A 25,428-nucleotide genomic window follows, 5' to 3' on the forward strand; every position below is an offset into this window, starting at 1 on the left:
GGTTGCCGCGCCGCTTTCGTTTCAGGGCATGGCCCGGCGATGGGCGATGGCTGCGGCGGTGAAGGCCCAGGCGCTGCCGCCGAGCCAGCCGGCGAGGGCGTCGGTCGGGAAATGGACGCCGAGCCAGACGCGGCTGAGGGCAATGGCGAAGGACAGGGCGAGTGCGGCCGCGATCAGCGCGGCGCGGGCGGCACGGCTGGGGCTCAGCGCGGCGAAGGCTAAGGCAAGCGAGAGATAGACCAGCGCGGCGTTGAAGCTGTGGCCGCTGGGGAATGAGGCGCCGCCCGCTTCGGTAAGGTGCGGGACGATGACCGGACGGTCACGCCCAACGAGGAGCTTGAGGGCAAACTCGACCGCCCAGCCGGTGATGATTGAGAGCGCGAGGGCGCGGGCTTCTGCAGCGCGGGCAAGGCGCCAGAGGGCGAGCACTCCGGCGAGGGCGAAGGCGCTGCGCAGGACTACGCCGCCCAGTGCCGTGACGTCTCGCACCGCTTCGAGCAGCCAGACGGGGCCGCGCGGCAGGAGCAGGGCGCCGCCGCGCCAGAACAGGAGCCCGGCTTCGTCGATCGAACCCGACCAGCCGCCGAGGACCATGGCGCTGACCAGCGCGAAGCCGGCCCAGCAGGCGAGGGCGGCGAGGCCGGCATGGGTGGGTGCGAGCGGCCAGGAGGGCAGCTGCGCCGACCTGCCCTTTGGGGAAGGATGCTCGATCATTTCGGCAAAGGGGTTTGCATCGTGGTTCAAGGGGCACAACCTTCGAAAGGATGAAAACGGCTACGATTGTATGGTTCCGGCGCGACCTGCGGCTGGCGGATCAACCCGCACTGAGCGCGGCGGCGGAGCGGGGGGCGGTGATCCCGGTCTATGTGCTCGACGACGAGACGGCGGCGCATCGGCGGATGGGCGCGGCTTCGCGCTGGTGGTTGCATCACAGCCTCAAGGCGCTGGACGGGAGCCTGCGAGCCAAGGGCTCGCGTCTGATCCTGCGGCGGGGGCGGTGCGACCGGGTGCTGGCGGACCTTGCCGAACAGTCCGGAGCGGATGAGGTTCATGCGCTGGCGCATTACGAGCCGTGGTGGCGCAATGCCGAGAAGGCGGTGGCAAGGCGGCTGGACCTGACGCTGCACGAGGGCAATTACCTCGCGCCGCCGGCATCGGTGACGACCGGGAGCGGCGGGCTTTACAGGATCTACACGCCGTTCTGGCGGGCGCTGAGCGAGCGGATGCCGCCGCACCGGCCCGCGCCTGCCCCCGAGCGGATCGCGGCTCCGGAGCACTGGCCGGACGGCGATCCGCTGGTGGACTGGGGCCTGCTCCCGACCAAGCCTGACTGGGCGGGCGGAATGCGGGCGGAGTGGACGCCCGGCGAGGCGGGCGCGCAGGAGCGGCTGGAGGATTTTGCCGACCATGCGGCGCGCTACGAGCAGGAACGTAACCTGCCCTCGATGGAGGGCACCTCGCGGCTTTCGCCGCATCTCCATTTCGGCGAGATTTCGCCGGCGGCCTGCTGGCACCGGGTGGCAGGAGCGGGCGGCTCGGCCGGGACCTTCCTCGGCGAGCTGGGTTGGCGCGACTATGCCCAGAACGTGATCCTGCAGTTTCCCGAATATGGCAGCCGCAACGGGCGCGATGGCTATGACGGCCTGCGCTGGCGCGGCGGGCCGGATGCCGACGCGGACTTCGCGGCGTGGCGGCAGGGACGGACGGGTTATCCGATCGTCGATGCCGGGATGCGCGAACTGTGGGCCACGGGCTGGATGCACAACCGGGTGCGGATGCTCGCGGCCTCGTTCCTGATCAAGCACCTGCTGATCGACTGGCGCAAGGGCGAGCAGTGGTTCTGGGATACGCTGGTCGATGCCGACTATGGGCAGAACGCGGTCAACTGGCAGTGGAGCGCGGGGACCGGGGTGGACGCCAACCTGTTCAGCCGGATCATGGCGCCGCTCAGCCAGTCGGCCAAGTTTGACGCGGCGGGCTACATCAGGCGCTGGGTGCCCGAACTGGCCGATCTGCCTGACAGCGAGATCCACGATCCGCCTCATCCGGTAAAGGGTTATCCGCGCCCGATCGTCGAGCATCGGGCGGCACGGGAGCGGGCGCTGGCGGCCTATGCCGCGGCCCGGTAACGGGATGGCCTGAAACGAGGCGGGGCGCGGGAAGCCGGAACCGCGGGGTTCGTTCCGGCTATCCGCGCCCCTTCGTGGGGGAGCCAAATGGAGGCAAATGGAGGCTCCGCCAGTAGGGAAGCGCTCAGAGGGTCGAGCGGTAGACCGTTTCGGGCTGCCAGCGCACGAGGATGTTGTCGTGCACGATCGGGCTGAGCAGGTTCTGGAAGGCGCAGCCGACGAGGCTGTTGTTCCACCAGATCACTTCGGACTGAAGCGATTCGAGGCCCGGGAGCGTGACCCAGCAGATCGTGCCCGGCTGCAGGCGGTTGACCGCCGAACAGCAAAAACCGCCGAGCGACAGATCATGGACCATGGTCTGGAAGGCGCGGCCGCCCGAAGCGCGGAAGGTGGCCGGAATGGTGATCCGCGTGCGCGGGGCGCAGCGGTCCTCCTGGCTGGCGACTTCGTATCGCTTGAACTGCTGTTCGACCATCGACCTATTTCCTTCCCGCTCGGACCCGGCGGCGCGTGCGCTGCCTTGCCCGGTAAACACGGGTTAAAATATGGCCTGTGCTGGTTTCGGTGGTTCTACGAAGGATGGTTAACGGATTCGCGGTGCGGGCTGGCGAACTGTTCACCAACCAGCGTAACGATCCGCTCGGCAACCGTTTCCGGCGGCTTTACAGATGCCGGGTCCTCGCCCGGATAGGCGCGGGCGCGCATGGCCGTGCGGGTGGCGCCAGGGTTCAGAATTGCCACGCGAATCTTGGAGATCGCGCGCACTTCCTGCGCGTAGCAATCAAGCAGCACCTCGAAGGCCGCCTTGGTTGACGCATAGGCGCCCCAATAGGCGCGCGGGGCGCCGGCGACGGTGGAGGTGAGGCCGACCACGCGGGCATCGGCGCTCTTCTTGAGCATCGGATCGAAGTGGGCGATGAGCGACTGAGTCGCCAGAAGGTTGACCGTGAGGGCGCGGTTCCAGCTCGGCTGGTCGATGTCGGCGACGCCGGACAGCTGCGGCAGCAGGGCGGCGTTGATCACCATCATGTCGAGCGCTTCCCAGCGGCTGCGGATCGCGGTGGCGAGGCGGGCGATGCCGTCGGGCTCGGACAGGTCGACCGGGGCGATCGTGGCGTGGCCGCCGGCGGCGAAGATGCGTTCTTCGACCGTCTCGAGCGCCTTGGCGTCGCGGGCGGTGAGGATCACGTGGGCACCGGCCGCGGCCAAGGCCTCGGCCGTGGCGGCGCCGATCCCGCGGCTGGCGCCGGTGACCAGCGCCAGTTGGCCCTCGTAGGGCCGCTCAACCGCCTCGGTCATCGCTTCAGGCGACCTTTTCGACCGGCAGGGAGAGCTGCGGCTGGTCGCGCTCGCCAAGGTCGGTGAGGCGGGTCGGGTATTCGCCGGTGAAGCAGGCGTCGCAGAACTTGGGGCACTTGGCTTCGCGGCCTTGGAGGCCGACCGCGCGGTAGAGCCCGTCGATCGAGACGAAGGCGAGACTGTCGGCCTGAATGAATTCGGCCATGGCCTGAACGTCCATCCGCGCGGCGAGGAGCTTGGACCGCTCGGGCGTGTCGACGCCGTAGAAGCAGGAATGCTCGGTCGGCGGGGAGGCGATGCGCATGTGCACTTCGGCCGCGCCGGCATCGCGCATCATCTGCACGATCTTGAGGCTGGTGGTGCCGCGCACGATCGAATCGTCGATCAGCACGATCCGCTTGCCCTGGACGATAGCGCGGTTGGCATTGTGCTTGCGCTTCACGTCGGCATTGCGGGCGCCGTCGGACGGCTGGATGAAGGTACGGCCAACGTAGTGCGAGCGGATGATTCCTAGCTCGAAGGGGATGCCCGATTCCTGCGCATAGCCGAGGGCGGCGGGGACGCCGCTGTCAGGCACGGGGATCACGATGTCGGCTTCGGCCAAGGCCTCGCGCGCGAGTTCGCGGCCGATGGCCTTGCGAACCTCGTAAACGGATTCGCCGCCCATCACCGAGTCGGGACGGCTGAAATAGACGTGCTCGAAAATGCAGGGGCGGGCCGCCGGATTGCCGAACGGGCGGGTCGTGCTCAGCTTGCCGTCGAGGCTGACCTCGATCAGTTCACCCGGTTCGACTTCGCGCACGAATTCGGCGCCGATCACGTCGAGCGCCACGGTCTCGCTGGCGAAGACATAGGTATCGCCGATGCGGCCCATGACCAGCGGGCGGATGCCGAGCGGATCGCGGCAGGCGATCATGCCCTCGGGGGTCATGCAGATCAGCGAATAGGCGCCTTCGACCAGCCGCAGCGCATCGATGAAGCGATCGAGCAGGGTGGGATAGCGGCTGGTGGCGACGAGGTGGATGATCACCTCGGTGTCGGACGTCGACTGGAAGATCGCGCCCTTCTGCACGAGATCGCGCTTGAGGTGCATGGCGTTGGAAATGTTGCCGTTGTGCGCGATGGCGAAGCCGCCGGTGGCAAGGTCGGCGAAGAGCGGCTGGACGTTGCGCAGCCCCGAACCGCCGGTAGTGGAATAGCGCACGTGGCCCGCGGCCATGATCCCGGGCAGTTCGGCGAGAGCCTCGGCGCTCGAGAAGTTCTGGGCGACGTGGCCGATGCCGCGCCGGGAATAGAACTCATGCCCATCGAAGCTGGTAATGCCGACGGCTTCCTGGCCGCGGTGCTGCAGGGCGTGGAGGCCGAGCGCGGTAATCGCCGCGGCATCGCGCGGGCCGATCACGCCGAAAATGCCGCATTCCTCGCGCAGCTTGTCGGCATCGACGTCCCACGGGGCGGCATCGAAAAGGGGTTCGCTGTGGTTCATGAATCGCGTCCAGCCGGCGGCCGCTTCAGGGCCTTGTTGCGGGCGCATTTGGCTCCAAGCGGGCGGAAAGGCAAGGGGAAGCGCGCCAACCGATATTTCTCATGCTGCAAGTGCGTCTATCCGGCCGCGGCGCAGGGCGGGGAACAGCCATTGCGCCGCGGCGTTCGGCTGCCTAAACCCGCCCGGCAATCCGCCGCCCGCGGCAGAACGAAAAGAGCCAACTTGATCCTTTCCCCCTTCGAATGGACCATCGCCAAGCGTTACATGCTTCCCGGGCGCGGCGAGGCGTTCATCGCCCTTGTCGCGGGGATCAGCCTGGTCGCGGTCAGCCTCGGCGTGGCGGCGCTGGTCATCGTGATGAGCGTGATGAACGGCTTTCGCGCCGAGCTGTTCGACAAGATCGTGGGGCTGAACGGCCATGCGATCATCCAGGCCTATGGCGGGCGGCTCGACAACTGGCAGCAGGTGCTGGCCGAGGTGAAGGCGACGCCGGGTGTGACGCGGGCCTCGCCGCTGATCGAGCAGCCCTTGCTGGCGACGTTCAACGGCCGGGTCGAGGGCATTCTCGCCCGCGGCAATACGGCCGAGGACATCGCCCGGATCAAGCCGCAGGTGAAGGACGGCGACCTTGCCGCCCTGCGCCCCGGCGCGAGCGTGGTGGCGATCGGGGCGCGGCTGGCGGAGAACCTTGGCGCGCGGGTGGGCGACACGATCACGATCATCAATCCGCAGGGGCGGCCGACTCCGTTCGGCACAGTGCCCCGGCAGGTGGGTTACACGGTTGGCGCGATTTTCGAGATCGGGGTCTATGACTATGACAATTCCTTCGTGGTCATGCCGATCGCCGATGCCCAGACCCTCCTGCTGACAGGGGACCAGATCGGGATGATCGAGGTCAAGACTACCGATCCCGACAAGGTGGGCGAGATCCTCGCCCCGCTGACCCGCAAGCTGGCCGGGCAGGCCGTAATCACGGACTGGAAGACGATCAATGCGGCGCTGTTCGAGGCGCTCTCGGTCGAGCGGGTGGCGATGTTCACCGTGCTCTCGATCATCGTGCTGGTGGCCGTGTTCAACATCCTCTCCTCGCTGATCATGCTGGTGCGCGCCAAGACCCGCGACATCGCGATCCTGCGGACCATGGGGGCGACCCGGAAAAGCCTGCTGCGGATCTTCGTGACCGCCGGCTTCCTGATCGGGGCGCTGGGGACCGGCATGGGCCTCCTGCTTGGCTTCGTGTTCCTCTTTTTCCGCCAGAACGTGGTCAACGCGGTGCAATATGTGACCGGGCAGAACCTGTGGGACCCTTCGATCCGTTTCCTTTCCGAATTGCCGAGCCGGTCCGACCCGCTGGAGATCATCGCGATCACGGTGATGTCGCTGGTGCTCTCGTTCGTCGCCACGCTCTATCCGGCGTGGAAGGCTGCGAGCACGGACCCCGTGCAGGTGCTGCGCTATGAATGACATCGACATGAACGAGCCAGTGGTGAGCCTTGCCGGCGTGACCCGCAGCTTCGAACAGGGCGGGGTGCGGATCGACGTGCTGAGGGGCATCGACCTCACAGTCATGCCGGGCGAGATCGTGGCCCTGCTGGGGCCTTCGGGCTCGGGCAAGTCGACCATGCTGCAGGCGATCGGTCTGCTCGAGGGTGGTTTCGGCGGGTCGATCCGGATCGCCGGGGTCGAGGCGGCGGACCAGCCATCGAGCGGGCGCACGGCGCTGCGGCGCGAGCATATCGGCTTCGTCTACCAGTTCCATCACTTGCTGCCGGACTTCAACGCGCTGGAAAACGTGGTGCTGCCGCAATTGATCGCGGGAACGCCGCGTGAGGCGGCCGAGGGCCGGGCCGGCGAACTGCTGGGCGCGCTGGGACTGGCCAAGCGGCTCGATCACCGGCCGAGTCAGCTTTCGGGCGGCGAGCAGCAGCGCGTGGCGGTGGCGCGGGCGCTGGCCAATCGGCCGGCGCTGGTGCTGGCCGACGAGCCGACCGGCAACCTTGACGAGGCGACGGCCGACAAGGTGCTCGAGCAGTTCCTCCAACTGGTTAGGGGCGAGGGCAGCGCGGCGCTGATCGCTACTCACAACGAGAGGCTGGCGCTGGCCATGGACCGGGTGGTAAGATTGCACGACGGGCACTTGTCGTGAACCCGGTTCAGGGAACCTACAGGATGGCCTGATAGTTTTGAGGGGTATGGGGCACGGGAGCCAAGGAGATTCCGAAGTGAGCCAACATCCCACGACTTTTGCGGGAGAAAACCCTGACGATCACGGCGTAGGCTGGGACGATTGTGCCACGTTGCATCGCCGGCAGGGCGGCGGCGGATTGCTGCACGGGTTCAAGGCCATCCGCAAGGGCACGCTGGCGCAGCTGGTGCGCGCCTTTGCCCAGATCCCGCCGGAGGAGCGCCCGGACTACATGATCGAAAAGGCCGGGGACCGGCAGTATCACGCGCACGAGATCATGGCGCTTGTCAGGCGCTCGGACTTCCCGCTAGCCAGCGGGGTATGACTGGCGCGACGATAGCCGATTTCACCGCAAGGCAGCCCGGCGGCGAGGAGATCGCCCTCGCCGATCGGCTGGGCAAGGTGGTGCTGATCGTCAACACGGCGAGCAAGTGCGGCTTTACGCCCCAGTACGAAGGGCTGGAGGCGCTGTGGCGCAGGTATGGCGCGCAGGGCTTCGAAATCCTCGCCTTCCCCTGCAACCAGTTCGGCGCGCAGGAGCCGGGAACGGCCGAGGAGATCGCCAGCTTCTGCCAGGTCAATTACGGCCTGACCTTTCCGGTAATGGACAAGATCGAGGTCAACGGCGCCGGCGCCCCGCCGCTGTGGCGCTGGCTCAAGGCTGAGGCGCCGGGCGTTCTGGGCACCGAGGCGATCAAGTGGAACTTCACCAAGTTCCTGATCGGGCGCGACGGCAAGGTGGTGCGGCGCTATGCTCCGACCGACAAGCCGGAGAGCCTGGCGGCGGATATCGAGGCGCAGTTGTAAGCCGGTTTTTCCCCAAGCGATGCGGCATGTAACCTTGGTGGCGCGGGTGGCAATCGCTACCTTGGCGCCATGGCCGGTTTTGCTCCTTTCGTCCCGCTGCGCGTGTTTTCCAGCTACTCGATGCTGGAAGGGGCGATAGACCCCAAGGCCATTGCCAAGCTGGCCAAGGAGCGCGGATTTCCCGCGATTGCCTTGTGTGACCGCAACGGTCTCTATGCCGCGCCGGCCTTTTCCTCGGCCTGCAAGGACGTGGGCGTGCAGCCGATCATCGGCACCCTGCTTGCCGTGGCCCGGCCGGACAGCCGCGAGGCGATCGACTGGCTGGCCCTGTTCGCCCAGAACGAGGCGGGGTGGCTCAACCTGTGCCGCCTGGTCAGCCGGGCGCACCTCGATCGGCCGCTGGAGCTGGAGCCGCACGTGCCGTTCGCGGACCTCGCGGGTCATACCGACGGCCTGATCGCGCTGACCGGTGCGGGCGAGGGCGCGCTGGTGCGGCTGCTGGCCGAGGGCAAGCGCGAGGCGGCGAACGACTATGCCGCGCGGCTGGAGGGGCTGTTTCCGGGGCGCTGCTATGTCGAGGTGGCGCGGCGCAACCGGGCCGAGGAAGAGGCGGCCGAAGATGCGCTGATCGACCTTGCCTATGCCCGCGACCTTCCGCTGGTCGCCACCAATCCGGCGATGTTCGCCGAGAGCAATTTCTTCGGCGCCCACGATGCCATGCTGTGCATCGCCAATTCCACCCACGTCGATGCGCCGGAGCGGCCGCGCTCCTCGGTCGAGGCCTGGGTCAAGCCGGTCGAGCAGATGGAGCAGCTGTTTGCGGACCTGCCGGAAGCGACGGCCAATTCCCTCGTGATCGCCCAGCGCTGTGCCTATGCCCCGCCCAAGCGCAAGCCGCTGCTGCCCAGCCTTGCCGGCGACAAGGAAGGCGAAGCGCGGATGATGGCGGTCGACGCGCGGATGGGCCTCGCCCGGCGGCTCGAGCCATATTACCCGGAAGCGAGCTTCGAGCAGCTCGACAGGGCGCTGGCGGCCGAGGACCGGGCGGCGGCCGTGGCGACGCTGACGCCGCTTGGCGTTGGGCCGGAGTTCCTTGAATATGGGGAACGGCTCGATTTCGAGGTCGGCATCATCACCCGGATGGGGTTCTGCGGCTACTTCCTGATCGTGGCCGACTTCATCAAGTGGGCCAAGGACAACGACATTCCGGTGGGGCCGGGGCGCGGTTCTGGCGCGGGCTCGCTCGTGGCCTGGGCCTTGACCATTACCGACCTAGACCCGATCAGGCTGGGCCTGCTGTTCGAACGCTTCCTCAACCCGGAGCGCGTTTCCATGCCGGACTTCGATATCGACTTCTGCGAAACCCGGCGCGGCGAGGTGATCCGTTACGTCCAGAAGAAGTACGGCGCCGATCACGTGGCGCAGATCATTACCTTCGGTAAGCTGAAAGCCCGCGCCGTGCTGCGCGATACGGGGCGCATCCTGCAGATGAGCTATGGCCAGGTCGACCGCCTGTGCAAGATGGTGCCCAACCATCCGACCGACCCGTGGACCCTGCCGCGCGCGCTTAACGGCGTGGCGGAATTCAAGCGGGAATACGACAATGACGACGAGGTCCACCGGCTGATCGACCTCGCCTGCCAGCTGGAGGGCTTGCCGCGCAATTCCTCCACACACGCCGCCGGCGTGGTGATCGGCGACCGGCCGCTGGAAAAGCTGATCCCGCTTTACCGCGATCCGCGCTCGGACATGCCGGTGACCCAGTTCGACATGAAATATGTCGAGGATACGGGGCTCATCAAGTTCGACTTCCTGGGGCTGAAGACGCTCTCGGTGCTGCGCAAGGCGGTGGACCTGCTGGGCAAGCGCGGGATCGAGATCGATCTGGGTGGCCTGGCCTGGGACGATGCCGACGTTTACCGCCTGCTCCAGAGCGGCGACACGGTGGGCGTGTTCCAGCTGGAATCGGAAGGAATGCGGCGCACGCTGGCGGCGGTGAAGCCGACCAATTTCGGCGACATCATCGCGCTCGTCTCGCTCTACCGGCCGGGGCCGATGGACAATATCCCGCTGTTCGGGCGGCGCAAGAACGGGCTCGAATCGATCGAGTATCCGCACCAAAAGCTGGAGGGGATTCTCTCGGAGACCTACGGGATCTTCGTTTACCAGGAACAGGTGATGCAGGCCGCGCAGATCCTTGCGGGCTATTCGCTTGGCGACGCCGACCTCTTGCGCCGCGCCATGGGCAAGAAGGTCCAGGCCGAAATGGACGCGCAGCGGCTGCGCTTCGTGGAAGGCTGCGGCCAGCTTTCGGACATCGATCCCAAGAAGGCCAACGAGCTGTTCGACTTGATCGACAAGTTCGCCGGCTACGGCTTCAACAAGTCGCACGCCGCCGCCTATGCGCTGCTTGCCTATCAGACGGCCTGGTTCAAGGCGCATTACCCGCAGGAATTCTACGCCGCCTCGATGTGCTTCGACATGCACCAGTCTGAAAAGCTGGCGGTGTTCGTCGACGACATGCGCAGGAACGGGATCGAGGTTGCCGGGCCTTGCATGAACCATTCCGAAGCCGAGTTCACGGTCGAGCAGACCGAGAGCGGCTATGCCGTGCGCTATGCGCTCGCCGGTATCCGCAACGTGGGCGAAAAGGCGATGGAGCAGATCGTCGCCGAGCGCGAGGCCAATGGCAAGTTTACCACGCTGGAGGACCTGTTCCAACGGGTGCCGCAGGGTTCGATGAACCGGCGTCAGCTGGAAGGGCTGGCGGCGGCGGGCGCGCTGGACAGCCTTGAGCCGAACCGGGCCAAGGTGCTGGCCAATGCCGACATGCTGCTGGCCGTGGCCGACGAGGCCGAGCGGACGCGCACCAGCGGGCAGCATGGCCTGTTCGGCGGTGATGATCATGACCACCACGTCCTGCGGCTGAGCGACACCCCGGCCTGGTCGCGGCCCGAGCAGATGGCCAAGGAGCGCGAGAACTTCGGGTTCTATTTCGCGGCGCACCCGGTGGAGCAGTGGCGGGCGATCGCCAGCGCCAACGGCGCGCGGACCTACGGCAGCCTGATGGCGGGCGGCGGTTCGGGCGGCGGGCGGCAAATGGCGGTGATGGCGGCGATGGTCGAGGGCGTGCAGAAGCGCAAGACCAAGCGCGGCAAGGACTTCGTCATGGCCGACTTCTCGGACAGCTCGGGGCAGTTTTCAGCCTCTTGCTTCGAGGAATCGCTGGTCGACAACTTCGTGCAGTGGGCCAGGGACGGGACCTGCATCCTGCTCAACGTCGAGCTGGACAGTCCGAGCCCGGAGGAGCCGCCGCGGGTGACCGTGCGCGGTGGGCGGCCACTGGCCGAAGTGCGCGAGGCGGCGCGGATGGAACTCAGGATGGACGTGGCCAGCGCCGAGGCGATTGGCGAACTCGCCCTGCTGCTGGGCCCCGGCTCTCCGGGCAAGGGCGAGGTGTTCGTGCGCCTGCGCGGCGGCATGGGTAAGGAGCCGCTGGTGCGGTTGGGCCGGGACTTTCATCTCGATGGCGAACTGGCCGAGCGCGTGGCGCAGATCGAGGGGATCAGCGCCGTGTCGCTCTCGGCCAAGCGCGGCGTGGGCCAGCTCAGGCTGGTCGCCTGAAGCTCAGCGCAAGGGCAGGTCGAGCCAGGCCATTGGCTGGCCCGACCGTGCCAGAGCGCGGGCCCGGGTCATTTCGGCCTGGGCTGCGGCGCGGGTTTCCGCCAGGCAGTTTCGCTGCACCGAGTCGTGGAAACCGGGATAGCGCGGGCCGCTCTGGGCCGCGTCGCACAGTAGGGCGGTGCCCATGGTGACACGCCGGTCCATCGTAAGCCAGCCCGCATCGCTCGCCGGATCGAGGTCGGCGATGGAGACGCGCAGGGTGTAGCGGCCGAGAGCATCGGGGCCGGTCACGGCGTGCGCCGAGACGCGCGGGGCTACGGCGGTGATTTCGGCCAAGGCCGTGTCTGACGGTGCGGCCAGCGCGAGGGCGGCGATGGAGGCGGCAATGACGGTGATACGCATGGCTTGGTCCTTTCCCGTCTAGAGCTTCGCCCAAGGGGAAGGGTGCCGTTGCGCGCCCCTTCCGTCGTTGCAGGCGGAGCACCTCGAACAATGGCAACGCGGTGAAGCGTGTCATGTTCCGTTGATAAAACTGTCATAATCCCCGCGCGCGCAAGGTCAGAACAGGCGCATCTGTCCGTGGCTTTCGGGGCGGATGAATCGGGTGCTGTCGAGCTTGAGGTCGCGGTCGGGTGGGTTGAAGCCGTGGCGCTTGCAGGCAAGGCGGAAGCGGGCGCGGAAGAGATCTGCCCAGGTGCCGGAGGGCTTCATCCGGCTGAAGAACGACGGGTCGTTATCCCGTCCGTTCCGCACAGACTGGACGATGTGCATCACCTTGTCGGCCCGGTCGGGATAGTGAGCGGTGAGCCATTCGCGGAACAGCGGGGCGACTTCGTGGGGCAGGCGCAGCATGATCCAGCTGGCCGAGCGGACGCCGCGCGCGGCAGCCTCGACGAGGATGCGTTCCATGAATTCGTCGGTGATCGCCGGGATGACCGGGGCGATGGAAACGTGCGCGGGAATGCCGGCTTCGACCAGCTTGCCCAGTGCGGCAAGGCGCTTGGCGGGCGCAGCGGCGCGGGGTTCGAGCAGGCCCGACAGGCGCGGATCGAGGCTGGTGACCGAGACGCCGACCGCGACGAGATCGAGTCGGGCGAGCTTGGCCAGCAGGTCGAGATCCCGGATCACGCGGTCGCTCTTGGTGGTGATCGTGACCGGGTGACGCGTTTCGAGGCAGACTTCGAGAAGCTCGCGGGTGATGCGGTAGCGCCCTTCGATCGGCTGGTAGGGATCGGTGTTGGTACCCATGGCGAGCGGCGCGCAGCGGTAGGACGGCTTGGCGAAGGTTTCGCGCAGCAGGCGGGCGGCATCGGGCTTGGCGAAAAGCCTGGTCTCGAAATCGAGGCCGGGTGAGAGGTCGTGGTAAGCGTGGGTGGGGCGGGCGAAGCAGTAGATGCAGCCGTGCTCGCAGCCGCGATAAGCGTTGACCGAACGGTCGAAGGGAATGTCGGGCGACTGGTTGAAGGTTAGGATCGAGCGGGGGTGTTCGTCGGTGACCGTGGTGCGCAGCGGCTGTTTGCCGTCGAGTTCTTCCAGCTGGTCGAGCCAGTCTCCGTCGACCTCGCGAGCAGCGAGGCCGAAGCGCTGGGGCGCGGCGGAGGATTGGGCGCCGCGCCCGTGGACGGTCGGTAGCTGGCGGGGGGATTGGGCCATTCCCGATATGAACATAAAGGGAACAAATTGACAAGAGCGGCAACGCAGCCAACCTTGAAGCGAGCGAATCGCAGGGGCGTGGGGGAGGCATTCGATGCGGCAGGGTTTGGTGGTCGGCCTCGTTGGTGCGGCGGGATGGGGTTTCGGGTCCCCGGCTCTCGCGGCAACCTGTCCTTCGGGCCTGCTTTGCGCGGCCCAGCCCGAGGCGATCGTGCACAGCCTGCAGGTGCAGGGATATAAGGCCGTCCTGGGCAAGGCGGAGAATTCCGGCAATCCGAAGATATCCACGTCCGCTTCCGGCTATAACTACTCGATCTTCTTTTACGGCTGCACCAAGGGCGAGGACTGCAACTCGCTGGGCTTTTCGATCACGTTCGACGATGACGGGACCAATTCCGCCGAGCTTGCCAACGAGTGGAACAAGGCCAAGCGCTTTTCCGCCATGTCGTTCGATGGGCAGGACAAGAGCCTGTCGATCACTTACGACGTGACCACGGTGGGAGGCCTCACCGAGGTCAATTTCGGCGACGTGGTGGACTGGTGGCAGACCATGCTGGGGCAGGCGCGGGTCTTTTTCGAGGCGCACCCGGCGCCCAAGCGATGAATGGGGGCGGTCGCCGCCCGGTTACGAGCGATGGACCGCACGCCCGGCAAGGTTGCCGGACGCGCGGATCGTGGTCAGATCTTGTTGCCGAAGGCGCCCTTGATGGTGCCCGAGAGGTTCTGAGCCCGGCCCTTTGCCTCCTGCGCCTGGCCGCCGGCAGCGAGGCTGGCATCGCCGGTATTCTCGCCGATGGCCTTCCGGGCCTTGCCGGTGGCGGTGTTGGCGGCGCCCTTCAGCTTGTCGATCATTTCACCCATTGCAGGTCTCCTTGGAAAGCAGGTTCGACAATGCAACTGAATGGCGGCGCGCTGGTTCCCGAGCGGGTGGCAGTGGTTAATCTCCACCGGCTATGCGCAGGGTTTGAACAGACTTGTCCACAGGTGGGCACGGCTTGCGCCGGACGGTCAGATTTCCCGTAACCTCGGCATCAGTTCGACGAAGTTGCAGGGGCGGTTGCGGCTGTCGAGCTGCTCGGCGAGGATGAGATCCCAGCCGTCCTTCACCGCGCCGTTGGAGCCGGGGAGGGCGAAGATATATTTGCCCCGCGCGATCACCGCGCAGGCGCGCGATTGCAGCGTGGAGGTGCCGATGGTCTTGAACGAGACCATGCGGAACAGTTCGCCAAAGCCCGGAATGTCGCGGTCCTTGATCGTGTCGAGCGCTTCGGGGGTGATGTCGCGCCCAGTAAGGCCGGTGCCGCCGGTGGTGATGATCGCATCGACCTCACGGTCGTCGAGCCAGTTGCGCAGACGGCTCGCGATGGTGTGAACCTCGTCGCGCACGATGGCGCGGCCGATCAGGCGGTGGCCGGCGCTCTTGATCCGCTCACACAGCAGGTCGCCCGAAGTGTCATTCGCCGCGGTGCGGGTGTCGGAAACGGTGAGGACGGCAATCCCGATGGGCTTGAAGGTCCGCTCAGGATCAATGGCCACGCAGGATCGCTCCGCCGGCCGCCATGCGCACGGCCTTGCTGCCGGCAAGATCGGGGAAAGTCGGCCACATGGCCTGGGCCAAGGCGATGCGGCTTTCCGAGGGGCCGCCGGCTTGACGCTCGTACATCCAGTAGTTCTTGAGCACGATGTTCACGTAGCCGCGGGTTTCCCAATAGGGCACGGATTCGATCCACAGCAGCGGATCGCCCTTGTCCTTGATCTCGGTGTTCCAGCGGGTGATCGGCAGGAGCCCGGCATTGTAGGCCGCGATTACCTTGGGCAGCAGGCCCTGGGTTCCCGCGCTGTCGCGCAGCAGCTGGAGGTGTTGCTGGCCGAAGGCGAGATTGACTTCGGGCCGGGTCACGTCACCCGCCGAAACGCCGAGTTCGGCGGCGCGGTCGCGCGCCGTGGCGGGCATGATCTGCATCAGGCCGCGTGCGCCGGCCGGGCTGGTGACGGCCGTGCGGAACACCGATTCCTGCAGGGTGTGAGCGTAGACCAGCGCCGGATCGACCTTCCACCCGGTGGACGGGGTCCACTTCGGCGTGGGGAAGCGGGCGGCGGGCATGGGCGCGGCGCCGATCGGCGCGTTGTAGGCCATCCACAGCTGGGTCGAGGGCAGGCCGAGATCGCGGGCGAGGCGGGAAAGCGGCTGGTACAGCGAAGGACTGCCGACGCGGGCCTGATAGCGCAGGACTTCGTCGGCAAGGCCGTCTTCGCCAATCTCGGCCAGTTCGACGGCGGTGCGGACCGGCTGATTGTCACGCAGTTGCTGCCAGTCGGTCTGGGTGAAATCGGCTCCGGCGTGGGTTTCGGGCAGGCGCAGGCCGAGCTGCTCGGCGGCGAGCATCCCGTAGAACGTCTCGTCGCGCGCGGCGGCAAGGCGTAGCGGGGCGGTGGACTTTTCCGGCTGGCGGCAGCGCACGAGAGCGCGGCTCTGCCAGTAGTAGGCGGCGCTTTTCAGTTCGGCATTGTCAGCCGCGGCGGCGGCGCGGGTGAAACTTTCGGCCGCGCCCTGGCAATCGTCGAGCCGCCAGGCGGCGAGGCCGGCGGTCCACCAGCCTTCGGCGACCCACGGGCCGTAGCCGTCGGCCGCGGTCTGGGCGAGGGCATAGGCCGAGGCGTCGTCATTCTCGATATAGAACGACCAGGCGATCTTGGCGCGCCATTCGGCGCGGCTGGGCAGGCTGAGGCCGGAGTCGATCCCGTCGAGCAGGAGCTTGGCTGCGGCCGGATCGTCGGCCTTGATCTTGTCCTGGATGGCGCTGGCGATCAGCGCGGGCATCGTGCCGTCGGCCGTGTCGCGCGGGCGGATGCGCTTGGGGCTGCTGGGCAGCGAGACGAGCGGCTGGGCCGTGGGCAGGGGGGGAAGAGCCGTGGCCCCGCGTTTCATCGCAAGGGCGGCGACCTGTTCGGCCTCGGGCAGGTTGGTATCCTGCGACAGCCACTGGCTGAGGGCGGCAAGCTCGATCTTCGGGCTTTTCGCATCGAGGAAATATTCGGCGCGGGCGACCTGGTGGAGCGGGCCGTCGGCCTTCTGCTGGAACAGGGCCTGGACCTTGGCCCAGTCCTGATGCTCGATCGCGGCGAAGAGGTCCTTGTAGTACGCGCGCTCCTCCTGCGAGAGCAGGGCGGGGACGGCGGTGCGGTCAGCCCGGTTGCGGAAATAGTCAACCGCGGCGCTGTTCGCGCTGGCCGGTGAAGGCGCGAGCGCGAGCGCGGCCGTGGCGAAGCCCGCCATCAGTGCAGCCCTGGAATTCGTCACGCGTTAAAGGTCCCCGTTCAGTCCAGACCCCGAAAATTCCAGCCACCGGTTCCAGAAACCTGCCTTGCGCGCGGGTCTTGCGGCGATGGCAGGCAGCTCGAAAGCCGGCATCATCGGTATTGTCCAACCTTCATGATTAAATAGGGGTGAAATTTGAGCGTTTTGCGCCGGATCGTGGCCCAGCAGCGGTAGAATGCCGGATCCGAGCACCAGAAGCCGTTGCGGTGCAGCAAGGCGGACGTGGTGGCAGAGCACGCCGCCGAGGCCTTGGGCGCCGAGGCGGTCCCAGTCCGGCAGCGGCGTGTGGCGGGGAAGGGCGGCGGCGAGGTAGACCTGTTCGGGCGCGTGGCCCATCGCAGCGAGCATGGCGGTCAGGAATACGCCCTCGGGGCCGGAGAGCAGGCTTTCCCCGTCGGTCGGCTCGGGCTGGGCGACGAGCACCATCAATGGCGCCCGTGCCGGGCCGCGCGGCGGCACGCGGCCGCGGACCTGCCCGGCATCGAGCGAGGGTTCGGTCAGCCACCAGTCGGCAAAGTGCTCGAGCGCGGTTGGCCAGGCGGCGCGGTCTCCGCCGATTTTCTGTTCGGATGGGGCCTGTGCTTCGATCTGGGCGCGCGGCGCGGTGAAAGCGGCGGGGAGCGGGGCGGGCGCGTCGTCGTCCTTGTCGGCGGTGAGCCAGGGCAGGACTTCGTCAGAGAAATCAAGGTCCACGCCGGCATCGCGCCACCAGCCGAAAGCGGCGGCGACGTCCTGCGGGGTCAGCTGGGGTGTGGGTCCCTCCATCGCGGATGGGCTTGACCGAGGCGGCGCGGGCAATCAAGCGCGAATTCGACGGAGCGGTTGCTTCCCGCCACGGGTTGGTGGAGCGAAGTGGAGTGACGATGCGCGAAACTGCCTATGCCAAGCTCAATCTGGCGCTGCATGTGCGGCGGCGGCGCGAGGACGGCTATCACGAACTGGAGACGCTGTTTGCCTTCGTCGATGCCGGGGACGAGCTGAGTGGCTCCCCGGCGGCGCGAGATGAATTGCGGGTAATGGGCGAGTTCGGCGGAGCGCTTGGCGAACCTTTCGGCAATATTGCGGCCAAGGCGCTGGCTGGCCTGCCGCGCGCGCAGGGGCTGGCACTGATTTTGGAAAAGAACCTGCCGGTGGCCGCCGGGCTGGGGGGCGGGTCGGCCGATGCTGGGGCTGTGTTCCGGATGGTCGAGCGGCTTGCCGGCTTGCCGGAGGACTGGGCGGCGCGGGCGGCGGCATTGGGTGCGGACGTTCCGGCCTGCGTGCGCAGCGAGACATGCATCGGGCGCGGGACCGGGACCGAGCTTGAGCCGGTTGCAAGCGATCTTGCCGGCTGCCCCGTCCTGCTGGTCAATCCGCGTGTGCCGCTGGCGACGGGGCCGGTGTTCAAGGCTTGGGACGGGGTGGATCGCGGGGCCTTGCCGGATGGCTCGGTGCGCGACATCGCGCTGGCCGGGCGCAATGACCTGGAGGCTCCGGCGCTATCGCTGTGTCCGGCGATCGGCGAGGTGCTGGCGGCCTTGCGCGAAACCGGCGCCTGGCTGGTGCGCATGTCGGGCTCGGGCGCGACCTGTTTTGCGCTCTATGACAGCGCGGGCGCTCGGGACGCGGCGCGCGAGGCCATGCGGGCAAGTTGGTGGACCATGGCGGGGGCGCTGCGATGAGTGTGGTTTACCAATTGCTCGGTGAGCCAAGGTTTGGCGGAATCCTCGTGGTGTCGGACCATGCCAGCAATGCTGTGCCGGATGGCATTCACCTTGGCATCGCCGAACATCTGCTGGACGAGCACATGGGGATCGACATCGGGGTGGGGTCGGTTGGCGCCCTGCTAGCCGCACGGGCGGGGTTTGCCGCCTTCCAGTGCGCCTTCAGCCGGCTTGTCTGCGACGTCAACCGCGAGGCCGATGCACCCGGAGCGGTTCCGGCGGCGAGCGATGGCCATGCCGTGCCGGGCAACATGCTGGACGACGAGGCCCGCGCGGCGCGGATCGCGCGGTTTCATGCGCCTTATCATGCGGCGCTGGCGGATCTGCTGGACCGGGTGCCCCAGGCGCTGATCCTCTCGCTGCATTCGTTCACGCCGCGCCTTGCCACCAGCACGGAGGAGCGGCCGTGGCAGGTTGGCGTGCTCTACAAAGAGGACGAGCGCGCGGCGCGGATCGCCATTCCGCTGCTGGAGGGCGAGGGACTGGTGGTGGGCGACCAGCAACCCTATTCGGGACGGCTGCTCAACTACACGATGAACCGCCATGCCGAGGCCGAGGGGCGGCCCTATCTCGGCATCGAGATCCGGCAGGACCAGATCGCCGATGCGGCCGGGCAGGAGCGCTGGGCAGGGATTTTGCATCGGCTCTGCAACCGGGTTGCACTGGAGTTGGGGTGATTTTTAGGTTTTGATCGCCTCTGGCCTGTTCTAGGGGGCATACCCATATCCCCGAGGCAGTCTTTTTTCCGGAGTCCCGTCATGCCCGCCTATCGTTCCCGCACCAGCACTCATGGCCGCAACATGGCAGGCGCGCGCGGACTGTGGCGCGCGACGGGGATGAAGGACGACGATTTCGGCAAGCCGATCATCGCGGTGGTCAATTCCTTCACCCAGTTCGTGCCGGGCCACGTCCACCTCAAGGACCTCGGCCAGATGGTGGCGCGGGAAATCGAGGCGGCCGGCGGCGTGGCCAAGGAGTTCAACACCATCGCGGTCGATGACGGGATCGCCATGGGCCACGACGGCATGCTCTATTCGCTGCCAAGCCGCGACCTGATCGCCGACAGCGTGGAATACATGGTCAACGCGCATTGCGCCGATGCCATGGTCTGCATCTCCAACTGCGACAAGATCACGCCGGGCATGCTGATGGCGGCGCTGCGGATCAACATCCCGGTGGTCTTCGTCTCGGGCGGGCCGATGGAAGCGGGCAAGGTGGTCCTCAAGGGCAAGGAAGTTGCGCTCGACCTGGTAGATGCCATGGTTGCCGCCGCCGACGAGAAATATACCGACGAGGAAGTCACCGCGATCGAGCGTTCGGCGTGCCCGACCTGCGGATCGTGCTCCGGCATGTTTACCGCCAACTCGATGAACTGCCTGACCGAGGCTCTGGGCCTTTCGCTGCCGGGCAACGGTTCGACGCTGGCGACCCATGCCGACCGCAAGGCGCTGTTCCTGCGCGCGGGCGAACTGGTGGTGGAACTGTGCCGCCGCTACTACGAGCAGGAAGACGAGAGCGTCCTGCCGCGTTCGATCGCCAGCTTCGAGGCTTTCGAAAACGCGATGAGTCTTGATATCGCGATGGGCGGTTCGACCAACACCGTGCTGCACCTGCTGGCCGCCGCGCACGAGGCGGGCGTGAACTTCACCATGGCCGACATTGACCGGCTTTCTCGCCGGGTGCCGTGCCTGTCCAAGGTGGCGCCGGCCAAGCAGGACGTCCACATGGAGGACGTTCACCGCGCGGGCGGGATCATGGCGATCCTCGGCCAGCTGGAGCGGGCGAACCTGCTCAACACCGAGCAGCCGACCGTGCACAGCCCGACGCTGGGCCATGCGCTCAACCAGTGGGACATCTCGCGGACCAACGATCCCGAAGTGCAGAAGTTCTTCAAGGCCGCCCCGGGCGGCGTGCCGACCCAGACCGCCTTCAGCCAGGACCGGCGCTGGGCAGAGCTCGATCTCGACCGCGAGGGCGGGGTGATCCGCTCGCCAGAGCATGCATTTTCCAAGGATGGCGGGCTGGCCGTGCTTTACGGCAATATCGCGCGTGACGGCTGCATCGTGAAAACCGCGGGCGTGGACGAGAGCATCCTCAAGTTCACCGGGACCGCCGTGGTGTTCGAGAGCCAGGAAGCGGCCGTGACCGGCATCCTGACCGGGCAGGTCAAGGCGGGCGACGTTGTGGTGATCCGCTATGAAGGGCCGCGCGGCGGGCCGGGCATGCAGGAAATGCTCTATCCCACGAGCTACCTCAAGTCGAAGGGGCTGGGCGCGGCCTGTGCCCTGCTGACCGATGGGCGCTTTTCGGGGGGCACTTCGGGCCTGTCGATCGGGCATTGTTCGCCGGAAGCGGCCGAGGGCGGCGAGATCGGGCTGGTCGAGAACGGGGACATGATCGAAATCGACATCCCCAACCGCACGATCCACCTTGCCGTGACCGACGAGGTGCTTTCGCACCGCCGGATGATGATGGACGAGGCGGGCTGGCGTCCGGCCAAGGACCGCCCGCGCAAGGTGTCGGTGGCGCTTGAGGCCTATGCCGCGATGACGACCAGCGCGGCGCGCGGCGCGGTGCGCGATATTTCCCAGCTGAAGCGGGGCTGATGCGCCGCCGCCCGCTCGCTCTTGGAGCCCTGCTCGCGCTCGCGGCCTGTTCGCGCGGCGGCGGGGCGCCGGAAGTGGCGGATGGCGGCGAGCACGTGGCCTGCGCGATCGGCGATGGCGCGCAATTTGCCGAGGCCTGCGCGGTCGAGCGCACGGTGCAGGACGGCAAGGCGGTGCTGGTGGTGCGCCATCCCGATGGCGGCTTCCGGCGCTTCATCGTCGAGCCGGATGGGCTGGCGCTTGCTGATGGAGCGGGCGTAGCCAAGGTTGCGGCAGTGGGCGGCCTGCTCGACGTCAGCGTGGAACATGACCGCTATCGAATCCCCTTTGCGGTGAAGTCCGATGGGGCCCGTTGAGCAGGTCCTGACCGTGGCGCGGATGCGCAGTGCCGAGGAGGCCCTGATCGCGAGCGGGACTTCGGTCGACCAACTCATGCAGGTGGCCGGGCGCGGGGCTGCGGAATGGGTCTGGCGGATTGCCGGGCACCATCTGGTTACCGTGCTGTGCGGCCCCGGCAACAACGGCGGTGACGGCTATGTTATCGCCGAGGCCCTGCGCGAGCGTGGCGGGCGGGTGAAGGTGATCGCCGCCTGCGAGCCGAAGACCGATGCGGCGAAGAATGCGCGGGCGCTGTTCGGCGGCAAGATCTTCGGGCCGGAGGCCGAGGCACATGGCGATGTGCTGGTCGATTGCCTGTTCGGCTCCGGGCTGGTGCGGCCACTTTCTGCGGATCATCTGGCCTTGTTACAGCGGCTGGCGGCCGCGCATCACCGGATCATAGCGGTGGACCTGCCGAGCGGGATCGAGAGCGACGGCGGCACGGCGCTGAACCGGGGCCTGCCGCGAAATCTCCTGACCGTTGCGCTGGGGGCGTGGAAGCAGGCGCATTTCCTGATGCCCGCGAGCGCCGACATGGGCGAACTCAGACTGGTCGGGATCGGCTGCGCCGCAATGGACGGCGCGCCGGGGGTGATCGGGCGGCCCGCCCTGACCGCCCCGGCGGCTGATGCGCACAAGTATCGCCGCGGACTGCTCGCCGTGATTGGCGGGGCCATGCCGGGGGCGGCACAATTGGCCTGCGTGGCGGCGCAGGGCGCCGGGGCGGGCTATGTCCGCCTGCTGGCCGAGGCTGGCGGGGCGGCGCCCGATCTGGTGGCCGACCATCGCCGCCCGGCCGAGGCGCTGGGTGACGAGCGGATCGGCGCCGTGCTGGTCGGGCCGGGGCTGGGGCGGAGCGATCATGCCCGCGTTCGGCTGGAGGCGGCGCTGGCTTCTGGCCATCCGCTGGTGCTGGATGCCGATGCGCTGGTGCTTCTGAAGCGCGGCGAGGTTGGCGGCAAGGCGGTGCTGACGCCGCATGAGGGCGAACTGGCCGTGCTGGAGCGGACCTTTGCTATTTCGGGCGAGGGCTCGAAACTTGACCGCGCGCTGGCGCTGGCGCGGGCGAGCGGGGCCGTGGTGATCGCCAAGGGGCCGGACAACGTGGTGGCCGCGCCCGATGGGCGGGCCGCTTTCGCACACCGCGCCTCGGCATGGTTGTCGACAGCGGGGACGGGTGACGTGCTTGCCGGGATCGCGGCGAGCAGGCTGGCGACGGGCGTGGAGCCGTTCGCGGCGGCTTGCCAGGGTGTCTGGCTGCATGGCGAGGCGGCGCGGCTGGCCGGACCCGCTTTTTCCGCCGCTGCCCTTGCCGGAAAGGTCGGCGCGGCTTACGCGGCCGCATTGTGAGCGACATCGAACCTGAAATCGGCCCTGAAGAGATCCTGCGCATCGCCGCCAAGGGCGACGGTGTAACCGCATCGGGCCGCTATGCCTGGGGCGCGGCGCCGGGCGACACCCTGCTGGCTGACGGAACGCTGGAATGGGGGCCGCACCATGCGCAGCCCGCTTGCCGCCATTTCGGCCGGTGCGGTGGCTGCCAGTTGCAGCAGCTGGACGAGGGGAGCCTGCGCGACTTCGTCGAGAAGCGGGTGACCAATGCCTCGGCCTCGCAGGAGCTGGGCGCGCAGCGGGTCGCGCCGCCGCATGTTTCGCCGCCGGGCTCGCGCCGCCGGGCCTCGCTGCGCGCGGAAAGCACGGGCGGAAGGGTGGTGATCGGCTACCGCGAGGCGGGCTCTCACCGCTTGGTGGAACTGGCCGAGTGCCCGGTGCTGGTGCCGGAATTCGTGGCCCTCTTGCCGGACCTGCGCAAGCTGCTGATCCAGATCGGGCAGGCGGCAGCTGCCGGGGGCAAGAAGGGCAAGAAGCCTAGCGGGCCGGGCAAGATGGCGGCCGACGTGGAATTGACGCTGGCCGATCAGGGGATCGACCTTGGCATCAAGGGGCTGACGGCCGAGGGGCTGGCGATTACCGAGCGGATGCTCGATTTCGCGCGGGACCATGGGCTGGCGCGGCTGACGCTGGATCAGGGGTATGGGCCGGAGACGGTTTGGGAGCCGGAGCCGGTGACGATCACGCTGTCGGGCGTGCCGGTCTCGCTCCCGCCGGGCGCGTTTCTGCAGGCGACGGTGGACGGCGAGGCGGCGCTGGTTGGTGCGGCACGGGAGTGGCTGGAGGGCTGCGCGACGGTGGCCGACCTGTTCGCGGGGTTGGGCACGTTTGCCTTCGGGCTGGCGGGGCCGGGAACCAAGGTTCTGGCCGTGGAAGCGGCGCGCGATGCGCATCTGGCCTGTAAGGCGGCTGCGGCGCGCTCGCTGCGGCCGGTTCATGCGCTGCACCGCGACCTGTTCCGCAATCCGCTGCTGTCGGACGAACTCAACCGCTTTGCCGCCGTCGTGCTCGATCCGCCTCGGGCCGGTGCGCGCGAGCAGGTGGAGCGGCTGGCCGACAGCACGGTGGGGCGGATCGTCTATGTCAGCTGCAATCCTTCGAGCTGGGCGCGCGATGCGGCGCGGCTGATCGAGGCGGGCTGGGTGCTGCAGGAGCTGCGCCCGGTCGGCCAGTTTCGTTGGTCGACCCATGTCGAGCTGGTCAGCCTGTTCGTCAGGCGCGCCTGAGAGTTGAGATGTAACGCAGGGGCCCTATATGGCGCCCTTCGGCCCGCTTGGCGGCGCGGCAAAGGAGACGAGACGTGAGCAAGGTTCTGGTGATCGGCGCGGGCGGGGTCAGCTCGGTCTGCGTGCACAAGATGGCGATGAACGCGGGCATCTTCGGCGAGATCCACCTCGCCAGCCGGACCCTTTCCAAGTGTGATGCGATCGCCGACTCGGTCAAGCAGCGGACCGGGGTGGACATTGCCACCTATGCGATCGATGCCGAAGATGTGCCCGCGCTGACTGCGCTGATCCGGCAGATCGCCCCGAAGCTGGTGGTCAACCTCGCGCTGCCCTATCAGGACCTGCCGATCATGGACGCCTGCCTTGAGGCGGGGGTGAACTACCTTGATACGGCGAACTACGAGCCGAAGGACGAGGCCAAGTTCGAGTACAAGTGGCAGTGGGCCTATCAGGAGCGCTTTGCCGAGAAGGGGCTGATGGCCCTGTTGGGGTCAGGCTTCGATCCGGGCGTGACCAGCGTTTTCGCGATGTGGTTGAAGAAGCACAAGCTGAAGACCATCCGCCTGCTCGACATTCTTGATTGCAACGGCGGCGATCATGGCCAGCACTTCGCCACCAATTTCAACCCTGAGATCAACATCCGCGAAGTGACCGCCCCGGCGCGGCACTGGCGGGACGGCCAGTGGGTCGAGACCCCGGCAATGACCATCCGCGAGAACTTCGATTTCGAGGGCGTGGGGCCCAAGAACATGTACCTGATGTACCACGAGGAGCTGGAAAGCCTCGCCCGGTTCGTGCCCGAGCTGGAGCGCGGACGGTTCTGGATGACCTTCGGTGATGCATACATCAATCACCTCACCGTGCTGCAGAACGTGGGCATGACCCGGATCGACCCGGTGGTCTACAACGGGCAGGAAATCATCCCGCTGCAGTTCCTCGCCGCCGTGCTGCCCAAGCCGGAAACGCTGGGCGCGACGACCAAGGGCAAGACCAACATCGGCGACATCGCCACCGGCGAGGCGCTGGACGGCTCGGGCGAGCGGACGTTCTACATTTACAACATCTGCGATCACGAGGAAGCCTTCCACGAGACCGGCAACCAGGCGATCAGCTATACCACCGGCGTTCCGGCGATGATCGGCGCGGCGATGATGCTGACCGGCGCCTGGGCGGGCGAGGGCGTGTTCAACATCGAGCAGCTCGATCCCGACCCGTTCATGGCCATGCTGAACACGCAAGGGCTGCCGTGGCAGGTGAAGGAACTGGCGGGGCCGCTGCAGTTCTGATGCGTGGTTCGGGTATCGTCAGCGCAATGGCTGCCTTGGTAATGGTCGGCAGTCATAGTTCTGTTGATGCAGCGTCAGTTTCCCCGACGGCCAGAAAGCTGACGGCCATACCTGCGAGATATCAGGGCCAATGGACCCTGCGGCAGAAATATTGTGGCGCCGACGGCTGGGATGAAGATAGTAGCCTTTGGGTGGGCGCTCACGCTTTAGGCTACTACGACAATCACTATGATGTCGTTGAAGCGCGGGAGCGCAGCAACGTGTTGCGCCTGAAGGTAAGGAGTATAGCCGACGCAGACATTGCGCCCGTCACATACTTGCGCCTGTCCCGCGAC

Annotated in this window: 24 protein-coding genes; 14 read left to right on the plus strand and 10 right to left on the minus strand. The window is 67.3% G+C overall.

Going from position 1 to position 25,428, the window contains the following annotated elements; genetic code table 11:
* Nucleotides 1-21 precede the first annotated feature (21 nt).
* The gene (locus H7F51_RS12045) at nt 22-744 is read right to left on the minus strand and encodes a phosphatase PAP2 family protein (protein WP_246448269.1); all 723 of its coding nucleotides are present in this window, start codon (nt 742-744) and stop codon (nt 22-24) included.
* Between the two features lie 20 nt (nt 745-764).
* On the opposite strand from H7F51_RS12045, the gene H7F51_RS12050 reads away from it, so the two are divergent.
* Nucleotides 765-2,129 (plus strand): cryptochrome/photolyase family protein, encoded by a 1,365-nt coding sequence (locus H7F51_RS12050; protein ID WP_185664545.1) that lies wholly within the window; start codon nt 765-767, stop codon nt 2,127-2,129.
* Nucleotides 2,130-2,253: 124 nt separating this feature from the next.
* Here H7F51_RS12050 and H7F51_RS12055 read toward each other — a convergent pair whose 3' ends face one another.
* The 3 genes from H7F51_RS12055 to purF all read right to left on the minus strand — a co-directional run bounded on the left by H7F51_RS12055 (nt 2,254) and on the right by purF (nt 4,914).
* Nucleotides 2,254-2,604: a PilZ domain-containing protein gene (locus tag H7F51_RS12055; protein ID WP_185664546.1), complete on the minus strand. Its 351-nt coding sequence runs from the start codon at nt 2,602-2,604 to the stop codon at nt 2,254-2,256.
* Between the two features lie 95 nt (nt 2,605-2,699).
* On the minus strand, nt 2,700-3,428 hold the full coding sequence (locus H7F51_RS12060; RefSeq protein ID WP_185664547.1) for an SDR family NAD(P)-dependent oxidoreductase: 729 nt from the start codon (nt 3,426-3,428) through the stop codon (nt 2,700-2,702).
* Between the two features lie 4 nt (nt 3,429-3,432).
* Nucleotides 3,433-4,914 carry an amidophosphoribosyltransferase gene (gene purF, locus H7F51_RS12065; RefSeq protein WP_185664548.1) on the minus strand — a complete coding sequence of 494 codons (1,482 nt, stop codon included), beginning with the start codon at nt 4,912-4,914 and terminating at the stop codon, nt 3,433-3,435.
* Between the two features lie 222 nt (nt 4,915-5,136).
* Here purF and H7F51_RS12070 point away from each other — a divergent pair, with 222 nt between their 5' ends.
* The 5 genes from H7F51_RS12070 (at nt 5,137) to dnaE (ending at nt 11,530) form a co-directional block, all read left to right on the plus strand.
* The gene (locus tag H7F51_RS12070; protein WP_185664549.1) at nt 5,137-6,378 is read left to right on the plus strand and encodes a lipoprotein-releasing ABC transporter permease subunit; all 1,242 of its coding nucleotides are present in this window, start codon (nt 5,137-5,139) and stop codon (nt 6,376-6,378) included.
* Nucleotides 6,371-7,060: an ABC transporter ATP-binding protein gene (locus H7F51_RS12075; RefSeq protein WP_246448271.1), complete on the plus strand. Its 690-nt coding sequence runs from the start codon at nt 6,371-6,373 to the stop codon at nt 7,058-7,060. The genes H7F51_RS12070 and H7F51_RS12075 overlap by 8 nt, the downstream gene beginning before the upstream one ends.
* Nucleotides 7,061-7,136: 76 nt before the next feature.
* A complete protein-coding gene (locus H7F51_RS12080) occupies nt 7,137-7,424 on the plus strand; it encodes a hypothetical protein (RefSeq protein WP_185664550.1) in 288 nt (95 codons plus the stop codon).
* Nucleotides 7,421-7,906 (plus strand): glutathione peroxidase, encoded by a 486-nt coding sequence (locus H7F51_RS12085; protein ID WP_185664551.1) that lies wholly within the window; start codon nt 7,421-7,423, stop codon nt 7,904-7,906. Before H7F51_RS12080 ends, H7F51_RS12085 begins: the two co-directional genes overlap by 4 nt.
* 69 nt (nt 7,907-7,975) lie before the next feature.
* Nucleotides 7,976-11,530: a DNA polymerase III subunit alpha gene (gene dnaE, locus H7F51_RS12090; RefSeq protein WP_185664552.1), complete on the plus strand. Its 3,555-nt coding sequence runs from the start codon at nt 7,976-7,978 to the stop codon at nt 11,528-11,530.
* 3 nt (nt 11,531-11,533) lie between these two features.
* On the opposite strand, the gene H7F51_RS12095 is transcribed toward dnaE, so the two are convergent.
* The gene (locus tag H7F51_RS12095; RefSeq protein WP_185664553.1) at nt 11,534-11,932 is read right to left on the minus strand and encodes a hypothetical protein; all 399 of its coding nucleotides are present in this window, start codon (nt 11,930-11,932) and stop codon (nt 11,534-11,536) included.
* Nucleotides 11,933-12,088: 156 nt separating this feature from the next.
* Nucleotides 12,089-13,183: a PA0069 family radical SAM protein gene (locus H7F51_RS12100; RefSeq protein WP_185664554.1), complete on the minus strand. Its 1,095-nt coding sequence runs from the start codon at nt 13,181-13,183 to the stop codon at nt 12,089-12,091.
* A 94-nt stretch (nt 13,184-13,277) separates the two neighbouring features.
* Between H7F51_RS12100 and H7F51_RS12105 the strand changes: the two genes are divergently transcribed.
* Nucleotides 13,278-13,787 (plus strand): YbjN domain-containing protein, encoded by a 510-nt coding sequence (locus tag H7F51_RS12105; protein WP_185664555.1) that lies wholly within the window; start codon nt 13,278-13,280, stop codon nt 13,785-13,787.
* A 74-nt stretch (nt 13,788-13,861) separates the two neighbouring features.
* Here the strand turns inward: H7F51_RS12105 and H7F51_RS12110 are convergent, their stop codons facing one another.
* From H7F51_RS12110 to H7F51_RS12125, 4 genes are all read right to left on the minus strand, one after another.
* Nucleotides 13,862-14,044, minus strand: coding sequence for a CsbD family protein (locus tag H7F51_RS12110; protein WP_185664556.1), 183 nt, complete (start codon nt 14,042-14,044; stop codon nt 13,862-13,864).
* 147 nt (nt 14,045-14,191) lie between these two features.
* Nucleotides 14,192-14,719, minus strand: coding sequence for a molybdenum cofactor biosynthesis protein B (gene moaB, locus H7F51_RS12115; RefSeq protein WP_185664557.1), 528 nt, complete (start codon nt 14,717-14,719; stop codon nt 14,192-14,194).
* The gene (locus H7F51_RS12120) at nt 14,709-16,460 is read right to left on the minus strand and encodes a lytic transglycosylase domain-containing protein (RefSeq protein WP_185664607.1); all 1,752 of its coding nucleotides are present in this window, start codon (nt 16,458-16,460) and stop codon (nt 14,709-14,711) included. The genes moaB and H7F51_RS12120 overlap by 11 nt, the downstream gene beginning before the upstream one ends.
* A gap of 27 nt (nt 16,461-16,487) precedes the next feature.
* On the minus strand, nt 16,488-17,267 hold the full coding sequence (locus H7F51_RS12125) for a uracil-DNA glycosylase family protein (RefSeq protein ID WP_185664558.1): 780 nt from the start codon (nt 17,265-17,267) through the stop codon (nt 16,488-16,490).
* Nucleotides 17,268-17,365: 98 nt separating this feature from the next.
* Here H7F51_RS12125 and H7F51_RS12130 point away from each other — a divergent pair, with 98 nt between their 5' ends.
* The 7 genes from H7F51_RS12130 to H7F51_RS12160 all read left to right on the plus strand — a co-directional run bounded on the left by H7F51_RS12130 (nt 17,366) and on the right by H7F51_RS12160 (nt 25,093).
* On the plus strand, nt 17,366-18,163 hold the full coding sequence (locus H7F51_RS12130) for a 4-(cytidine 5'-diphospho)-2-C-methyl-D-erythritol kinase (RefSeq protein WP_185664559.1): 798 nt from the start codon (nt 17,366-17,368) through the stop codon (nt 18,161-18,163).
* Nucleotides 18,160-18,882 carry an N-formylglutamate amidohydrolase gene (locus tag H7F51_RS12135; RefSeq protein ID WP_185664560.1) on the plus strand — a complete coding sequence of 241 codons (723 nt, stop codon included), beginning with the start codon at nt 18,160-18,162 and terminating at the stop codon, nt 18,880-18,882. The genes H7F51_RS12130 and H7F51_RS12135 overlap by 4 nt, the downstream gene beginning before the upstream one ends.
* A gap of 81 nt (nt 18,883-18,963) precedes the next feature.
* Nucleotides 18,964-20,811, plus strand: a complete 1,848-nt coding sequence (gene ilvD, locus H7F51_RS12140; RefSeq protein ID WP_185664561.1) for a dihydroxy-acid dehydratase — start codon at nt 18,964-18,966, stop codon at nt 20,809-20,811.
* Complete coding sequence (locus tag H7F51_RS12145; RefSeq protein ID WP_185664562.1) at nt 20,811-21,167, plus strand: hypothetical protein; 357 nt, start codon at nt 20,811-20,813, stop codon at nt 21,165-21,167. Before ilvD ends, H7F51_RS12145 begins: the two co-directional genes overlap by 1 nt.
* Nucleotides 21,154-22,539, plus strand: a complete 1,386-nt coding sequence (locus H7F51_RS12150) for an NAD(P)H-hydrate epimerase (RefSeq protein WP_185664563.1) — start codon at nt 21,154-21,156, stop codon at nt 22,537-22,539. The genes H7F51_RS12145 and H7F51_RS12150 overlap by 14 nt, the downstream gene beginning before the upstream one ends.
* Nucleotides 22,536-23,807 (plus strand): class I SAM-dependent RNA methyltransferase, encoded by a 1,272-nt coding sequence (locus H7F51_RS12155; protein ID WP_343061280.1) that lies wholly within the window; start codon nt 22,536-22,538, stop codon nt 23,805-23,807. The genes H7F51_RS12150 and H7F51_RS12155 overlap by 4 nt, the downstream gene beginning before the upstream one ends.
* Nucleotides 23,808-23,881: 74 nt before the next feature.
* Complete coding sequence (locus H7F51_RS12160) at nt 23,882-25,093, plus strand: saccharopine dehydrogenase C-terminal domain-containing protein (protein ID WP_185664564.1); 1,212 nt, start codon at nt 23,882-23,884, stop codon at nt 25,091-25,093.
* The last annotated feature ends 335 nt before the right edge of the window (nt 25,094-25,428 follow it).

It is taken from the genome of Novosphingobium flavum (assembly GCF_014230315.1).
Lineage (GTDB): Bacteria > Pseudomonadota > Alphaproteobacteria > Sphingomonadales > Sphingomonadaceae > Novosphingobium > Novosphingobium flavum.

Bases quoted from the DNA above. Each gene is read 5' to 3' on its own strand.
- H7F51_RS12050 (WP_185664545.1), top strand. From the start codon at position 765: ATGAAAACGGCTACGATTGTATGGTTCCGGCGCGACCTGCGGCTGGCG.
- H7F51_RS12055 (WP_185664546.1), bottom strand. From the start codon at position 2,604: ATGGTCGAACAGCAGTTCAAGCGATACGAAGTCGCCAGCCAGGAGGAC.
- H7F51_RS12060 (WP_185664547.1), bottom strand. From the start codon at position 3,428: ATGACCGAGGCGGTTGAGCGGCCCTACGAGGGCCAACTGGCGCTGGTC.
- purF (WP_185664548.1), bottom strand. From the start codon at position 4,914: ATGAACCACAGCGAACCCCTTTTCGATGCCGCCCCGTGGGACGTCGAT.
- H7F51_RS12075 (WP_246448271.1), top strand. From the start codon at position 6,371: ATGAATGACATCGACATGAACGAGCCAGTGGTGAGCCTTGCCGGCGTG.
- H7F51_RS12085 (WP_185664551.1), top strand. From the start codon at position 7,421: ATGACTGGCGCGACGATAGCCGATTTCACCGCAAGGCAGCCCGGCGGC.
- dnaE (WP_185664552.1), top strand. From the start codon at position 7,976: ATGGCCGGTTTTGCTCCTTTCGTCCCGCTGCGCGTGTTTTCCAGCTAC.
- H7F51_RS12095 (WP_185664553.1), bottom strand. From the start codon at position 11,932: ATGCGTATCACCGTCATTGCCGCCTCCATCGCCGCCCTCGCGCTGGCC.
- H7F51_RS12100 (WP_185664554.1), bottom strand. From the start codon at position 13,183: ATGGCCCAATCCCCCCGCCAGCTACCGACCGTCCACGGGCGCGGCGCC.
- H7F51_RS12105 (WP_185664555.1), top strand. From the start codon at position 13,278: ATGCGGCAGGGTTTGGTGGTCGGCCTCGTTGGTGCGGCGGGATGGGGT.
- H7F51_RS12110 (WP_185664556.1), bottom strand. From the start codon at position 14,044: ATGGGTGAAATGATCGACAAGCTGAAGGGCGCCGCCAACACCGCCACC.
- H7F51_RS12120 (WP_185664607.1), bottom strand. From the start codon at position 16,460: ATGGCGGGCTTCGCCACGGCCGCGCTCGCGCTCGCGCCTTCACCGGCC.
- H7F51_RS12125 (WP_185664558.1), bottom strand. From the start codon at position 17,267: ATGGAGGGACCCACACCCCAGCTGACCCCGCAGGACGTCGCCGCCGCT.
- H7F51_RS12130 (WP_185664559.1), top strand. From the start codon at position 17,366: ATGCGCGAAACTGCCTATGCCAAGCTCAATCTGGCGCTGCATGTGCGG.
- H7F51_RS12135 (WP_185664560.1), top strand. From the start codon at position 18,160: ATGAGTGTGGTTTACCAATTGCTCGGTGAGCCAAGGTTTGGCGGAATC.
- ilvD (WP_185664561.1), top strand. From the start codon at position 18,964: ATGCCCGCCTATCGTTCCCGCACCAGCACTCATGGCCGCAACATGGCA.
- H7F51_RS12145 (WP_185664562.1), top strand. From the start codon at position 20,811: ATGCGCCGCCGCCCGCTCGCTCTTGGAGCCCTGCTCGCGCTCGCGGCC.
- H7F51_RS12150 (WP_185664563.1), top strand. From the start codon at position 21,154: ATGGGGCCCGTTGAGCAGGTCCTGACCGTGGCGCGGATGCGCAGTGCC.